The organism is Rhizobacter sp. (genome assembly GCF_035702065.1).
Taxonomy (GTDB): Bacteria; Pseudomonadota; Gammaproteobacteria; order Burkholderiales; family Burkholderiaceae_C; genus Rhizobacter.
Map to the genome: position 1 here is coordinate 1 of NZ_DASSRA010000228.1, position 14,813 is coordinate 14,813.

At 68.6% G+C, this 14,813-nt stretch carries 9 protein-coding genes and 1 pseudogene; 4 read left to right on the top strand and 6 right to left on the bottom strand.

Annotation, left to right across the window (positions count from 1 at the left end; translation table 11 throughout):
- Positions 1–225 precede the first annotated feature (225 nt).
- Together VFL64_RS10510 and VFL64_RS10515 are read right to left on the bottom strand one after the other, a co-directional pair.
- The gene (locus tag VFL64_RS10510) at positions 226–2,034 is read right to left on the bottom strand and encodes a feruloyl-CoA synthase (protein ID WP_489540324.1); all 1,809 of its coding nucleotides are present in this window, start codon (positions 2,032–2,034) and stop codon (positions 226–228) included.
- 113 nt (positions 2,035–2,147) lie between these two features.
- On the bottom strand, positions 2,148–2,957 hold the full coding sequence (locus tag VFL64_RS10515; protein ID WP_489540325.1) for a crotonase/enoyl-CoA hydratase family protein: 810 nt from the start codon (positions 2,955–2,957) through the stop codon (positions 2,148–2,150).
- Positions 2,958–3,137: 180 nt separating this feature from the next.
- Between VFL64_RS10515 and VFL64_RS10520 the strand changes: the two genes are divergently transcribed.
- The gene (locus VFL64_RS10520; protein ID WP_489540326.1) at positions 3,138–4,712 is read left to right on the top strand and encodes an acyl CoA:acetate/3-ketoacid CoA transferase; all 1,575 of its coding nucleotides are present in this window, start codon (positions 3,138–3,140) and stop codon (positions 4,710–4,712) included.
- Positions 4,713–4,748: 36 nt separating this feature from the next.
- On the opposite strand, the gene VFL64_RS10525 is transcribed toward VFL64_RS10520, so the two are convergent.
- Both VFL64_RS10525 and VFL64_RS10530 read right to left on the bottom strand, forming a co-directional pair.
- Positions 4,749–7,214 carry a DUF6351 family protein gene (locus tag VFL64_RS10525; RefSeq protein WP_489540327.1) on the bottom strand — a complete coding sequence of 822 codons (2,466 nt, stop codon included), beginning with the start codon at positions 7,212–7,214 and terminating at the stop codon, positions 4,749–4,751.
- A 150-nt stretch (positions 7,215–7,364) separates the two neighbouring features.
- The gene (locus VFL64_RS10530) at positions 7,365–7,844 is read right to left on the bottom strand and encodes a MarR family winged helix-turn-helix transcriptional regulator (protein WP_489540328.1); all 480 of its coding nucleotides are present in this window, start codon (positions 7,842–7,844) and stop codon (positions 7,365–7,367) included.
- 209 nt (positions 7,845–8,053) lie between these two features.
- Between VFL64_RS10530 and VFL64_RS10535 the strand changes: the two genes are divergently transcribed.
- Positions 8,054–9,766 (top strand): tannase/feruloyl esterase family alpha/beta hydrolase, encoded by a 1,713-nt coding sequence (locus VFL64_RS10535; protein WP_489540329.1) that lies wholly within the window; start codon positions 8,054–8,056, stop codon positions 9,764–9,766.
- Between the two features lie 46 nt (positions 9,767–9,812).
- Here VFL64_RS10535 and VFL64_RS10540 read toward each other — a convergent pair whose 3' ends face one another.
- Positions 9,813–11,354 (bottom strand): methyl-accepting chemotaxis protein, encoded by a 1,542-nt coding sequence (locus tag VFL64_RS10540; protein WP_489540330.1) that lies wholly within the window; start codon positions 11,352–11,354, stop codon positions 9,813–9,815.
- 232 nt (positions 11,355–11,586) lie between these two features.
- Between VFL64_RS10540 and VFL64_RS10545 the strand changes: the two genes are divergently transcribed.
- Together VFL64_RS10545 and VFL64_RS10550 are read left to right on the top strand one after the other, a co-directional pair.
- Positions 11,587–12,750 (top strand): ABC transporter substrate-binding protein, encoded by a 1,164-nt coding sequence (locus VFL64_RS10545; protein WP_489540331.1) that lies wholly within the window; start codon positions 11,587–11,589, stop codon positions 12,748–12,750.
- 441 nt (positions 12,751–13,191) lie between these two features.
- Complete coding sequence (locus tag VFL64_RS10550; RefSeq protein ID WP_489540332.1) at positions 13,192–13,659, top strand: hypothetical protein; 468 nt, start codon at positions 13,192–13,194, stop codon at positions 13,657–13,659.
- A gap of 47 nt (positions 13,660–13,706) precedes the next feature.
- Here the strand turns inward: VFL64_RS10550 and fusA are convergent.
- A pseudogene (fusA, locus tag VFL64_RS10555) lies at positions 13,707–14,813 on the bottom strand (elongation factor G); the annotation flags it as partial.

A 14,813-nucleotide genomic window follows, 5' to 3' on the forward strand; every position in this document is an offset into this window, starting at 1 on the left:
GTCGACCATGGGGGTTCGCAGGCCGTCGACGATCCAGATGTCGTCGAAGCCGCCGAAGAAGCCTTTGGTGTTGCTCATCTCATGGTCCCTTTGCTCTAGCTGCACGCACATCACCACCCGCTCGGGCTGAGGTATCGAAGCCTGGCACGGCCTGCGCGGGCCTTCGATACCTCAGGCTGAGCGGGTGGTGGCGTGCTGGCATGTCTGTCATTCATCCGTGCCGGTTCACTTCACGCGCGGGAGGACCAACCTCTCCACGCTCCCGTCATACAAGGCCTCCACCAGCGCCGCCCGGTGCGTGAGCACCGCGCGCTGGTTGATCGAGCCCTTGTCCGTCACCTCGCCCTTGTCGATGGACGGCGGCACGCTCATCACGTGCAGGCGCGCCACGCGGTTGGCGCTGCCCGTGCCGCCCAGCCACAACTGGTCGGCCAGCGACTGGAAGAAGGCCTGCACCTGCGGATGGCTCAGCACGTCGTTCGCCGACGCGCCATCGGCCAGGCCCGCCACGCGGCGGCACTCTTCCAGGCGCGGGAAGACCAGCGCGCCCACCTCGTCGCGGTTGAGGCCGGTGATCACCGTGTCCTGCACCAGCGGCGCGCCGAGCGCCACGATGCGCGCCTTGAGCGGCCCCACGCTCACGAAGGTGGCGGTGGAGAGCTTGAAGTCTTCGGCGATGCGGCCATCGAACATCAGGCCCTTGGTGGGCTCGGCCGGGTCGACGAAGTTGACGGCGTCGCCGGTGCGGTAGAAGCCTTCCTCATCGAAGGCCTGCGCGGTGTTCTCGGCGTCGCGCCAGTAGCCGGGCATGACGTTGGGGCCGCGGAAGCGCACCTCGGTCTTGTCACCGTGCGGAACGAGCTTCACCTCCACCCCCGGGCAGGGCAGGCCGATGAAGCCGGCGCGTGCGTCGGTGCCGAGCACGAAGGTGCACGAGGGCGAGGCCTCGGTCATGCCCAGCCCGCCGATCACGCGCACGCGCTCGCCCACCGTGGCCTCGGCGTGCGCATCGAGCAGGTTCCAGGTGGCCTGCGAGATGCCGGCGCCGCCGCACATGAAGGCCTGCACGCGCTTGAACACCGATTCGCGCAAGGCCGCGTCGCTGCTCATCGCCGCCGCGATCTCGTCGAAGCCCTTGGGCACGTTGAAGTAGACCGTGGGCTGGATCTCGCGCAGGTTGCGCAGCGTCTCGCCAATGCCCTTGGGCGTGGGCTTGCCGTCGTCGATGTAGAGCGTGCCGCCGTTGTAGAGCGCGATGCCGATGTTGTGGTTGCCGCCGAACACGTGGTTCCAGGGCAGCCAGTCGATCAGCACCGGCGGCTCTTCCCCGAGGAAGGCCATGCACTGGCGGATCATCTGCAGGTTGCTGCACCACATGCGCTGCGTGGTCACCACGCCCTTGGGCGCCTTGGTCGAGCCCGAGGTGAACATGAACTTGGCGATGGTGTCGGCGTTGACGCGCGCGTGCGCTGCGGCACCGCTGGCCGCGGGCGGCGTGTCGAGCAGGGCCGCGAAGCGCGTCGTCGCGCGGCCTTCGAGCTCGCCCTCGGTCAGCACCACCTCGACATCGGTGCCCACGCAGGCGCCGAGTGCGCGCGCATACGGCGCGCCGTGGCTGGCAAACACCAGGCCGGGCTGCAGGGTGTCGATGATGTGGTGCAGCTTGGCGTAGTCCTGCGCCACCAGCGAGTAGGCCGAAGACAGCGTGGCGTAGGGCACGCCGGCCCACAGCGCGCCCATGGCGAGCGTGAGGTGCTCGAGGTCGTTGTCGGACAGGATGACCACCGGCCGCTCGGCCGAGAGACCGCGGTTCACCAGCGCCTGGCCCACGGCCTGGGCGCGTTGCAGCATGTCGGCGTACGAGATGCGGCGCCAATCGCCGCCGTTGATTCGCTTGGCCACGAATGTGCGATCCGGCGCCTCGCGGGCCCACTGCTCCAGCCGGTCGGTGATGCGCTCGGGGTAGGCGCCCAGCGGCTCGGTGGAGCGCAGCAAGCAAATGCCGTCGGCGCGCGTCTCCAGGCTCGCGCTCACCGCGCCGCCAACCGCGGCCTTCCTGTATCTGACAGCCCCTTGGTCGGCGAGTACGCCGCCCGATCCCCCCAGGGGATTCGGGCCGGCTTGGGGCGGCCCGGCGCTCGGCCCGTTCACGACTTCACCACCTTGCCCGCGCGCTTCTCCAGGAAGGCGCGCAGCCGGTCCTTGGCCTCGGGCGTGCTCTCGGCCACCGCCGCCATCAGCGATTCGGTGAACAGGCCCTCGGCCTGCGACTGGTCGGCGATGCGCGGCAGCGCGTGCGTGACGGCGTAGTTGGACAGCGGCGCGTTCTGCGCGATGCGCAGCGCCAGCTCCAGCCCCTTGGCAAAGCCCTGGCCTTGCGGCACCACGTACTGCACCAGGCCGGCGGCCAGGCCTTCTTGCGCGTCGTACACGCGGCCGGTGAGCATCATGTCGGCCATGCGGGCCACGCCCATCAGGCGCGGGATGCGCGCCGAGCCGCCGCCGCCCACGAACAGCCCGCGCTGGCCTTCGGGCAGGCCGAAGTAGGCCGAGTCTTCGGCCACGCGGCTGTGCGTGGCCGACGCCAGCTCCAGGCCGCCACCCACCACCGCGCCATGCAGCACGCAGACGACCGGCACACGGCCGAACTGCACTTGATCAAACGCGGCGTGCCACATGCGCGAGTGCAGCACGCCCTCGCCCACGTCGCGCTCCACGAGTTCGGACAGGTCGAGCCCGGCGCAGAAGTGGTCGCCCTCGCCGCTGACGATGGCCACGCGGGCCTCGTCGGGCAGGTTGACGAAGGCGGTGTGCAGTTGCTGAATCAGCGTGTCGGAGATGGCGTTGCGCTTGGCCGGCCGGTTGAGGCGGATGTGCACCACGGGGCCGGCCTGGCTCACCTGCAGCAGATCGAGAGACGCCAGCAGGCCGGTCGCGGGTCGGAAGTCAGTGCTCATTGCAGGCAGGGCTCAATTAGTTAAAAAACACAACTACTTTTGTCGGTTGCCATCATAGGAGCCCGCCCTCTCATCCGCAACATTCCCCCTGCAGAGGCGCCTAGGTGTTTACCCTTGATGGTGACGCCGATTTAGTTCAATTGCATAATCAATCGCGACACCTTCTTCACGCACTCCACCATGAGCAAACTGATAGACGCCAAGGCCGTGGCCGGCCTGATCCCCGATGGTTCGACGGTCTGGCTGGGCGGCCTGGCCATGATGGGTTTCGCCGAGGAGATCGCCAAGGCCATCGAGGCCGCGTTCCTCGAGACCGGCCACCCACGCAACCTCACCACCTGGGCCTCGGGCGCGATCGGCAATGCGAAAGACGGCGGCATGGTGCACTTCGCCCACCCCGGCATGCTCAAGCGCATGGTGGCCGGACACTACGGCCAGACCGGCGCGGCCATGATGAAGCGCGTGATGGCCGGTGAGGTGGAGGCCTACAACTTCCCGCAGGGCACGCTGGCCAACCTGCCCAAGTACGTGGCCGCACGCACGCCGGGCCTCTTGACCAAGGTCGGCCTGGGCACCTTCGTCGACCCACGGCTCGAAGGCGGCAAGATGAACGCCGCCACCACCGAGAGCCTGAACCAGGTGGTGCAGTTCGCGGGCGAAGAGTGGCTGTTCTACCCCAGCCCGAAGATCGACGTGGCGCTGATCCGCGGCACGCTGGCCGACGAGAAGGGCAACATCAGCATGGACAAGGAGGGCGTGCTGCTGGAGACGCTCTCCATCGCGCAGGCCGTCAAGGCCAACGGCGGCATCGTCATCGCGCAGGTCGAGCGCATCGTCAAGGCCGGCTCGCTGCACCCCAAGGCGGTGAAGATCCCCGGCCTGGTGGTCGACCACCTGGTGATCGGCCAGCCCGAGAACCACATGCAGACCATCACCACGGCCTACAACCCGGCGCTGTCCGGCGACATCAAGGTGCCGGTGAAGAACCTGCCGCCCATGCCGCTCGATGCGCGCAAGGTGATCGCCCGCCGCGCCGCGGCCGAGTTGATCGCGGGCGCCGTGGTCAACCTGGGCATCGGCGTGCCGGCCGGCGTGTCGGCCATCGCGAACGAAGAAGGCCTGGGCGATGCCTTCGAGCTCAGCGTGGAGAGCGGCGTCAACGGAGGCGTGCCGCAGATGGGCGGCGACTTTGCGCTCGCGCTCAATGCCGAATCCATCATCGAGCAGCCGCTGCAGTTCAACTTCTACGACGGCGGCGGCATCGACGTGAGCTGCCTGGGCCTGGCGCAGGCGGATGCGAGCGGCAACGTCAACGTGAGCAAGTTCAGCGGCCGGCCGGTGGGCTGCGGCGGCTTCATCAACATCACGCAGAGCGCCAAGAAGCTGGTGTTCTGCGGCACCTTCACCGCCGACGGGCTGGAGCTGGCCATCGGCGACGGCCAGATCCGCGTGCTGAAGGAAGGCGCGGTGAAGAAGTTCATCCGCCAGGTCGAGCAGATCACCTTCAGCGGCCACGAGTCGGTGGGCCGCCAGCAGGAGGTGCTGTTCGTCACCGAGCGCGCGGTGTTCCACCTCGGGCCCGACGGCCTGGAGCTGGTGGAGATTGCACCCGGCATCGACCTGGAGCGCGACGTGCTCGCGCAGATGGAGTTCAGGCCCGTGGTGCGCCAACCCAGGCTGATGGATGCCGGGCTCTTCAGCGAGCGATGGGGCGGGCTGGCCGAGGCGATGCGGCGCGCCAAACCGCTGAAGTGAAAGGGAAAAGGGCCTGCTTGTGCAGGCCCTTCTTCATCATCCGTGGTGGTGGTGATGGTGGGGCCGTGGCCGCGCCTGGTCGGGCCGGCTGTAGTCGCACACCCCGTCCGGGAAGGTCTGCTGGAGCTTGGCAATGGCTGCCGCATCGGGCACCCACGGCGCGTAGGTCCCATCGAACACCGCCCGCATGACGGGTTTGAGCGCGCACTGGTAGATGCCACCTTCGAGCGGCGCCCCGGCCACGATGCGCGAGGTGGCGTAGATCGGGAAGCGCTGCGTGCACGGGCCCGGCGGCAGCGTGTCGAGGATGCCGTTCCAGGCGTCGTTGCCGGCGTAGATCAGCTGGCCCGAGACGTCGAAGCAGCTGTCGACCGCGCGCGCCGGCCGGTTGCCGGCGACACCCTTCTTCGGGTTGGCGCGGATGTTGGCCATCCACTCATCCATCACCGCGATCGCCTCCAGCGACTGGCTGGCCTTGGGCTGGCCGGGCATCGTGTCGGTGAACCAGATCACGAGGTGGTCGGAGTTGCCCATCTTCTGCAGCACGCGCTTGCGCACCGCGAACGACTGGTGCACGTTGTGCATGTCGAGCTCGCGCTCCATGTACTGGCGGTGGTCGATGGTGGGCAGCGGGATGTCGCCGCTGAACACCATGCCCGAGGTGTAGGCCGCGCGCATGGCGATGGGGTCGCCGTGGGTGCGCGGTGCCGGCTGGTCGGGCGCGGGGCTGAGGTTCATGTTGCGCACGCTCCACGGGTCGAAGTAGCCGGGGATGGTGAGCGCCTTGTTGATCTCGGCCTGCGAGGTGCCGAAGAACGGGAAGCCTTCCTGCACCATCTCGCTCGGGTGCTTCCAGCCACCGATCTTGAAGTTGAGGTCGAGGAACTCGTCGGGCGTGATCTTGCCCTCCTTCAGCGAGCGCAGGCCGTACTGCACGCCCACGTTGTCCCAGGTCGGGCGGGCTGCGCCTGTGGCATCGACGCCGTAGATGTTGCGCAGGTCGTCGTAGTGCGTCCAGCGGATCGCGGCGATGTCGCTTTGCGGCTCGTAGAGCTGCTGGTTGGGTGCCTGCCCGTACCACGGGTTCATCGCCAGCGGCGTCAGCCCGCGCCAGGCCGGCACGCACTCGGTGCTGCCCACCGCCGTGCTGTAGCCGAGCGCCGTCTTCAGCGGCGCCAGCGGGTCGTTGACCTTGGCGAAGCCTTCCTCGGCATTCATGCCGACCAGCCAGCTGCGGTTCTTGGTGACGCGCCACTTCGGGTTGGCGCGGTCGGTGGCGTCCATGTAGTGCTCGAGCAGCTCGCAGTCGCCGACGTGGATGGTCTGCGTGACCATGTCGGGGTAGGACTGCACCGGCAGGGCGGCGTCGAGGATGCCCGGCTGGTTCTGCGCCAGGATGTACTGCTGGATCGCGCCGCCCGAGCCGCCCAGGCCGTAGGTGTAGAGCGGCACGCCGTAGCGCTCGACGAAGCGCTCCTTGGTCATCATGGCGGTCTCGGCGGCCAGCTGCAGGTTGTAGTGCGTGCCGGTGTTGTTGCCGCTCGAATGCACGATGGCCGTGCCGGTGCGCAGGATGTCGGGGTTCATCGAACCGCTGTGCAGCGTGCCCTGCGTGTGGCCGATCGCCACGCCGCCCTGGAACCAGTACTGCAGGCGCTTGTTCCACAAGCTCAGGTCCGGCGCGGCCGGGTTCTCGCCGCGCGGCGCCAGCATCGCGAAGCTGTAGAGAAAGCGGTTGATGGTGCCGCGCTCCTGGCGCACGATGAAGTCGACCTGGCGGCCGTCGGCCAGCGTGGTCTTCGCCATGTCGGCGGGTGTCGAGCCGTCGGTGGGCAGCGGCTTCCACTGGTTGCCGGTGCTTCGGTAGAAGTAGCTCACGAAGGTCTCGATCGAGCAGGTCTTGCTGTAGCCGATCTTGGTGCCACCGGCGTCGAACACCGGAAAGCCGGGCGGCGCGGCCGACTCGACCAGCGGCTGCCGGCCGACGGCGCCCTGCGTGGTGGTGCAGACGAAGGGCTGCTGCTGCGGACCCGAGTAGATGGGGCCGGTGATGGGGTAGTTGGTGAGCACGAGGCGGTCGCGCACGTGGCCGTTCTTGTGCCGCACCTCCAGCAGGTTGCGGCCGTTGACCAGGCCGGTGATCACGCCTTCCAGGCCATCGTCAACCGGTGACAGCACGCCCTGCACGGGCTGGCCGTTGAGCCGCAGCTCCAGCTTGTTGCGCAAGCCTGGCGCGGCGCGGACTGCGATGCGTGCGTCGCCGCCCGACACGTACTGCGGCGGGCTGGAGAGCACGCTGAGCTCGACCGAGCCGCCGCCGCCATCGCGGTCATCGCGGTCATCGCGATCGCCATCCCCGCGAGAGTTCGACGACATCGCCTGCGCCTTCTCGGAGCTGGCTTGCGCGCTGAGCTCGCTCTCGCTGCCATCACTGCCGCCGCCACACGCGGCCAGCCACAACACACTGGCCACTGAAACGGCCTGAACCTTCCAGGTTTTCATGGGTGCTGTCTCCTCTGGTCCGTTCGGACCTTGTGGGTTGTTCGAACTGAGAACCCGGGGTGGCCGGGCCAGGTCACCTTAGACCTGCGGGCGACGGCCGCATACCGGTTTTACTCGGGGGTCGCGCCGTTTCCAGCGGGCCCGGGGCGGCTACGCCGCGCGCTTGCGGCCGCGCGCCACCTTGTGCAGCAGCTCGACCAGCATCGCCCGCTCGGCGGCACTGAGCTCGCCCAGCGCCTGGCGCTCGCCTTCGAGCACGCTGGCCAGTGACTTGCGCGCCAGCGCGGCGCCCGCCGGCGTGGCGCGGATGTGCTGTGCGCGCGCATCGGTGCGGCTGCGTTCGCGCTTGACCAGGCCGCGCTTCTCCAGGCGGTCGATCCACACCGTGATGTTGGGCGGCGTCACCGCCAGCGCGCGCGCGAGCTGGCGCGCCGACACGTCGGGGTTCTCGTGGATCAGGTTGAGCATCGTGAACTCGACCGGCCGCAGATCGAAGGGCTCACCCACCAGTTCGGCGAACACCTGGGTGGTGGTGATCGCGGCCTGCGCCAGCTGGTAGCCCACGACGTGGTGCATGCCGGCCTCGGTCAGCCGGGCCAGAGGGGTCTGGTCGTCGGTGTGTGCGCTCATCAGGCGATTGTCGCGCGCCGCGGCATGCCGCTTGCCGCCTGCCCGCCGCCACGCACAAGTGCACCAGATGAACCATCTTGAAATCGCGCTCACAGCGGGATAACCCGATTTCTGCCCGAAAACTACTTAACTACATTAACTATTCAGGCGCATGCATCAGACACCCCAAAAGCCGCCGTCAGGAAGCCACCACAACCGGAGACACCCCGATGAAATGGACCCGTTTACACAGCCGCGCGCTCTCCCTCGCGTCGTTGCCCTTGTTGCTGATCGCCACCGCCTGCGGCGGTGACGACGACGAGACACTGCCCCAGCTGAGCGCTGCCACGCCCGGCACCTTGTCGGGCACCTGCGCCAGCCTCGCCGGCCGGCTCACGGCCTTGGCCAACACCACCATCACCGCCACCACCGACGTGGCGGCCGGCACGCTCACCGTGGCCGGGCAGCCGGTGCCGCAGCATTGCCGCGTCACCGGCTCGATGTATTCGCGCGTCGGCACCGACGGCAACAACTACGCCATCGGCTTCGAGATGCGCCTGCCCAACGCCTGGAACGGGCGCTTCTTCTACCAGGGCAACGGCGGCATCGACGGCAGCGTGGTCACCGCCACCGGCGCCGTGAACGGCGGCGGCGGCCTCACCAACGCGCTGGCCATGGGCTTTGCCGTGATCAGCTCCGACGCCGGCCACGCCGGCTCGCTCGGCCCCAACTTCGGCGCCGACCCGCAGGCCCGGCTCGACTACGGCTACCAGGCGGCGCAAAAGCTCACGCCCATGGCCAAGAGCCTGATCACCACCGCCTACGGCAAGGGACCGGACCGCTCCTACTTCGGCGGCTGCTCCAACGGCGGGCGCCACACCATGGTGGCGATGAACCGCCTGGCCGAGCAGTACGACGGCTTCCTCGCCGGCGCACCGGGCTACAACCTGCCCAAGGCGGCCATCGCCAACATCTTCGGCGCGCAGCGCTACGCCACCGTGGCCACCAACCCGGCCGACCTCTCCACCGCCTTCACGGCGGCCGAGCGCACGACGGTGGCCACCGCCATCCTCGCCAAGTGCGACGCCCTCGACGGCAGCAGCGATGGCATCGTGCAGGACGTGGAGGCCTGCCGCACCGCCTTCAACTTCCAGAACGACGTGCCCACCTGCACCGGCGCGCGCGACGGCAGCTGCCTCACGACCGCGCAGAAGAGCGCCATCGCGCCCATCTTCAGCGGCGCGGTCACCAGCACCGGCAGCTCGTTCTACGCGAGCTTCCCGTACGACCCGGGCATCGCCGGCGGCGGCATCCCATTCTGGGAGTTCATCGCCCCGGTCGCGCTCGACACCGGTGGCGTGGGCATCATCTGGAAGGTGCCGCCCGAGCCGGTGGCCGGCTTCAACGGCCCGGCCTTCGCGCTCGGCATGAACATCGACACCGCGCTCGGCTGGATCACCGCCACCAACGCCACCTACACCGAGTCGGCCATGAGCTTCATGACGCCGCCCGACCCGACCAACCTCGCCACGCTGAAGAACCGCGGCGCCAAGGTCATGGTCTACCACGGCGTGGCCGACCCGATCTTCTCGGTGGACGACACCAAGGCCTGGTACGACGGCCTGCGCGCCCGCAACGGCGGTGACGCCACCGGCAACTTCGCCAAGTTCTACCGCGGGCCCGGCATGGGCCACTGCTCGGGCGGCCCCGCCACCGACCAGTTCGACATGCTCACGCCGCTGGTGGCGTGGGTCGAGCAAGGCACGATCCCCGGGGCCATCACCGCCACCGCACGCGGCGCGGGCAACCCGGCCGGCGTCAACGCCGACCTGCCGGCCGGCTGGTCGGCCAACCGCACCCGCCCGCTGTGCCCCTACCCGCTGGTGGCGCGCTACAAGGGCACGGGCGACATCGAACTGGCTTCCAGCTTCGCCTGCCAGTAAAGCGTTTTCCCGAGGGGTTGGGCCCGTGCTCTGCACGGGCCTTTTTTCATGCCGCGCGCACGGCGGCGGCCGGTGCCACGGCAGCCCCATCGCCCTTGTTCACGCTGCACATCACGATCAGTTCCTTGTCGGCCGGGAACACGTAGGCCATCTTGTCGACCGGCAACTTGGTCTGCGGGTGCAGGCTCTTGAACTCGATCCAGCCGCCGCCCGCATCGGCACAGGCCATGGTCTTGGCGTTCAGCTCGTCGATGTTCACGCCCGGTGCGGCCACGGCGGGCTTGTCGGCCTTGCTCGGGTCCATGCCGAAGGCGCGGAAGTAGCCGCGGCGGTCGAGCACGATGATGAAGAGGTCGCGGTCGACAAAGCCGCCGTCGCGCCGGTGAAAGCTCGCAATCGCCTGGCTGCTGCCCACGCTGCGGATGAGCGCCACCGCCTTGTCGACCAGGGCCCGCGCCTCGTCGGCGCAGCCCTGGCGCAGCTTCATCGCGATCACCGCGGACGACAGCTGCCGTGCCTGCTCGCGCAGCTTCTCGGCCGAGCGCACCGAGCTGTCGACCATCAGCGCGTTGCTGCGCGTGATGCCGTCCAGGCTCTGCACCGACTGCTCCATGCCCTGCAGCCCCGAGCGCTGGGCCGCGCTCGACTGCGAGATCACGCGCGCCTTGTCGGCCACCTGGGAGATGCCTTGCACCACCGTGTGAAGCGAGCGGCTGGCATCGCGGATGCGGCCCATGCTCGTGCCCACCTCGGCCGCCGAGCCTTCGATCAGCGTCTTCACCTCGGTGGCGGCTTGCGCGCAGCGCTGGGCCAGGGTGCGCACCTCGGAGGCCACCACCGCAAAGCCGCGGCCGGCCTCGCCGGCGCGTGCCGCCTCGACCGCCGCGTTCAAGGCGAGGATGTTGGTCTGGAAGGCGATGCCATTGATCACGCCGATGATGTCGGTCATCTGGCTGGAGCGCCTCTCCAGCCCCTGCATCGACGCCACCGCCGACTCGACCACCGCGTTGCCACCTTCGGCGGCCTCGCGCACCCGGGCGGCCAGGCCATCGGCCTCCTGCGCGTCGGCCGCATTCACCTGCACGGCGCCGACGAGCGAGGCCATGCTGTGAGACGTCTGCTCCAGGCTGCGAGCCTGCTCCTCGGTGCGGTCGTGCAAGGCATGGGCGCTTGAAGACAGGCTGTCGCCTGCCATGGCCACCAGCTGCGCCTCGCTGCGGATGCTGGACACGAGGTGCGACAGGCGGCGCGTCATGGCCTCCATGTCGCGGCCGATGTGCGAGAGCTCGTCGCGGCCCTTCAGCTCGCGCGACTGGGTCAGGTCACCGGCGCACACCGCCTTGATCATCTCGTCGAGCGCACGGATGGACGCGCTCAGGCTCGTGTGGAAGCACAGCACCAGGTAGACCCACAGCGCCGCTCCCGCGGCCACGGCCGGCGGCGCGAAGCGGCTTTGCGCGAAGAGCACCAGCAGCACACCGCCCGCGAGCGGCGGTGCCACCAGCAAGACGAGCTTGCGCGACAGCGACAGATGCTGCATTGCCGCAATGCCGGGCGCGAAGAAGAATGACCTGAACCGAGCAAACATGCGTACCTCCACCGGGCGAAGCACCGCCCATGGTGCGTGCTCTATCGGCCGGGCAGCGCGGGATCTGAGCCAGGAATACCCGACAGTTGCGCCCCCGAAGCACGCCGCGTGCGAACAGCGGCCCAAGCCCGCCTCCGGGCGAACACCAGCCCAGCCTCGGCAAGCCGCTGGCACACTGCGTGGGCGTGACTTTTTTCCATCCCCCCGTTGTCCAGCCTCTGTGAGGAGCACCATGTTTTCACTCCCCCTCAAAGCCTGCGCCGCCGCGTGCCTCTGCCTGGCCACCGTGGCCCAGGCGCAGACCAAGCCGCCGCTCAAGGTCGGCTTCATGCTGCCCTACACCGGCACCTACGCGGCGCTCGGCAACATGATCGAGAACGGCTTCAAGCTCTACGTGCAGGAGCAAGGCGGCAAGCTTGGCGGGCGCGAGCTGCAGTACTTCAAGGTGGACGACGAGTCCGAGCCCTCCAAGGCCACCGACAACGTCAACAAGCTGATCAAGCGCGACCAGGTCGACGTGCTGGTCGGCACCGTGCACTCGGGCGTGGCCCTCGCGATGGCGCGCGCCGCCAAGGAGAGCAACACGCTCCTGATCGTGCCCAATGCCGGCGCCGACGCGATCACCGGGCCGCTCTGCTCGCCCAGCATCGTGCGCAGTTCCTTCAGCAACTGGCAGCCCGGCTATGCCACCGGCGTGGTGGCCGCGCAGAAGGGCCACAAGCGCGCCATGACCATCACCTGGAACTACGCCGCCGGCAGCGAGACGGTGAAGGGCTTCACCGAGGCCTTCGAGAAGGGCGGCGGCAAGGTGCTGAAGGACCTGACCCTGCCCTTCCCCAACGTCGAGTTCCAGGCCCTGCTCACCGAGATCGCGGCGCAGAAGCCCGACGTGGTGTTCGCCTTCTTCGCAGGCGGCGGTGCCGTCAAGTTCGTCAAGGACTACGCGGCCGCCGGCCTCAACAAGACCATCCCGCTGGTGGCCTCGGGCTTCCTCACCGACGGCACGATCGAGGCGCAGGGCGAGGCGGCGCAAGGCATCCTCACCGGCCTGCACTACGCCGACAACCTGGACACGCCGCGCAACAACGCCTTCCGCAAGAGCTTCGCGATCACCTACAAGGCGAATGCCGACGTGTACGCCGTGCAAGGGTATGACGCCGCGCAGCTGCTGGGCGCCGGCCTCACGGCCGTGAAGGGCGACTTCACCCAACGCGACGCGCTCACCGCCGCCATGCGCAAGACCACCGTCGACAGCCCGCGCGGCAAGTTCACGCTCTCGGCCGCCGGCAACCCGGTGCAAGACATGTACCTGCGCGAGGTGAAGGGCAAGTACAACGAGTCGCGTGGGGTGGCGGTGAAGGCACTGGCCGATCCGGCGCGGGGGTGCAAGCTCTGAGGGTCAGTCGTTCACCGGCTGGCGGGCGTGTGCAAGCCCCGCCACGACGAGGCGACTCGTCTGGTGATCCACCTCCTGATGGCCGGGACACCGGCCGAATGAGCTTCTTCGCCGAATGAATCCAGGCACACCACTTGACGGCCAGGCCGATGACCTGGGATTCACTCACCGGGTGCGCAAGAACGGTGACGTGGAGGTTCTTCACCGCGGCCGCCTCGCAGCCAGCTTGCGAGGCGCTGCGGCACAGGAGTTCGTCGCCGAAATGGAGTCAGGCACGTTCGGAGAAGCGCAACAACTCATGGCCCGCCTCACGGGAAACTACAAGCACGGGAACGAGCGAGCCGCAAAGAACCACCCGAGGAATCGGGGGTGAACGGGTCACCCTTTCATCGGAGGCCTGGAAGCTCCGCAACCAACCCCACCACCCACCTGCTGCCACCCATGACGCCCTTCATTGCCGTGTTGCTGGGCGGTTCGCTCGCGGGCCTGCTGGACATCATCTTTGCCATCTCGTTCGCGGCGTACAACGGGGCCACGCCCGTTCGCTTGCTGCAAACCGTCGCCAGCGGATTGCTGGGCTCCGCAGCCTTCGGTGGAGGCATCCCCGTCGCTGCGCTGGGGCTGGCATTGCACTTCGGCATGTCGCTTCTGTGGGCCGGCGTGTTTCTCGCAGCGGCCAAGCTGGTTCACGCGCTGGCACTCCACCCCATCGCATCGGGCATCGCATTCGGGGTCGTCGTCTTTCTCGTCATGCGGCTCGTGGTCTTGCCGCTCTCGGCCTTTCCTTACCCGGTGAGCTTCAAGCCGCTTGCGACCACGCTCGATCTCTTGTCCCACATGCTGTTGTTTGGCATGCCCATTGCCTTCGCAGTCCGCAAGGCCCTGCTCACGCGCGCGCCCGATGCGTGACGATTTCCTCTGCGCGGCCCGGCCTCTCAGGACAGCCCGCACGCCCCTCACTCCTCATCGCGCGGCTTGAACTGGTTCGCCAACGCCGCCTGCTGATTCGGCGGCACCGGGTCGTAGTGGCTCAGCTCCAGCGTGAAGCGGCCCTCGCCACCCGTCAGCCCGTTGAGCTGCGTCTGGTAGGCCGACAGCTCGGCCAGCGGCGCCTCGCCGCGCACGACGATGGTCCCGTCGATGAGGGTCTGCGTGCCGCTGATCTGGCCGCGGCGTGAGGCCAGGTCGCCGGTGATGTCGCCGAGGTTCTGCTCCTGCGCGGTGATCTCCACCTTGACGATGGGCTCCAGCACGATGGGGCGCGCCTTCATCACCGCGTCGATGGTGGCCTTGCGGCCGGCGACGATGAAGGCGATCTCCTTCGAGTCCACGCTGTGGTGCTTGCCGTCGTGCACCGTCACGCGCAGGTCGTGCACCGGGTAGCCGGCGAGCACGCCGCCTTCGAGCGCCTGGCGCACGCCCTTCTCCACCGCGGGAATGAACTGGCCCGGGATGCTGCCGCCCTTCACCGCATCGACGAACTGGAAGCCCTCGCCGCGCTGCAGCGGCTCCACGCGCAGGAAGACCTCGCCGAACTGGCCGGCGCCGCCGGTCTGCTTCTTGTGGCGGTGGTGGCCTTCGGCCGGCGCGGTGACCGTTTCGCGGTAGGCGATGCGCGGCGGCCGGGTCTCGACCTCGAAGCGGTAGACCTCGCGCAGCCGCTCGAGCATCACCCGCAGGTGCAGCTCGCCGAGGCCGTCGATGATGGTCTCGTTGGTGGTGGCCACGTGCTCGATCTTCAGGCAGGGGTCCTCGCTGATCAGCTTCTGCAGGATGTCGTGCAGCCGCTGTTCGTCGCCGCGCCGCTTGGGCGTGATCGCCAGGCCGTGCACCGGCACCGGGAACTCCAGCGGCTTCAGGTGGATGTGCGAGTCCTCCGCGGCATCGTGCAGCACGGCGTCGAAGTGCAGCTCCTCCACCTTCGCGATCGCGCAGAGGTCGCCCGCGACGTCGCCCTGCGACTGCGCCGGCACGGTGATGTCGAGCTTCACCATCGGCTCCAGCACGCACGGGGACGCCTTGGCGAACGCGTCGAAGCACGAGCGCTTGCCGGCCTCGACGAA

What these genes read in the sequence shown, in the direction of transcription:
- VFL64_RS10515 (WP_489540325.1), bottom strand. Translation starts at nt 2,957, where the DNA reads ATGAGCACTGACTTCCGACCCGCGACCGGCCTGCTGGCGTCTCTCGAT.
- VFL64_RS10520 (WP_489540326.1), top strand. Translation starts at nt 3,138, where the DNA reads ATGAGCAAACTGATAGACGCCAAGGCCGTGGCCGGCCTGATCCCCGAT.
- VFL64_RS10525 (WP_489540327.1), bottom strand. Translation starts at nt 7,214, where the DNA reads ATGAAAACCTGGAAGGTTCAGGCCGTTTCAGTGGCCAGTGTGTTGTGG.
- VFL64_RS10530 (WP_489540328.1), bottom strand. Translation starts at nt 7,844, where the DNA reads ATGAGCGCACACACCGACGACCAGACCCCTCTGGCCCGGCTGACCGAG.
- VFL64_RS10535 (WP_489540329.1), top strand. Translation starts at nt 8,054, where the DNA reads ATGAAATGGACCCGTTTACACAGCCGCGCGCTCTCCCTCGCGTCGTTG.
- VFL64_RS10540 (WP_489540330.1), bottom strand. Translation starts at nt 11,354, where the DNA reads ATGTTTGCTCGGTTCAGGTCATTCTTCTTCGCGCCCGGCATTGCGGCA.
- VFL64_RS10545 (WP_489540331.1), top strand. Translation starts at nt 11,587, where the DNA reads ATGTTTTCACTCCCCCTCAAAGCCTGCGCCGCCGCGTGCCTCTGCCTG.
- VFL64_RS10550 (WP_489540332.1), top strand. Translation starts at nt 13,192, where the DNA reads ATGACGCCCTTCATTGCCGTGTTGCTGGGCGGTTCGCTCGCGGGCCTG.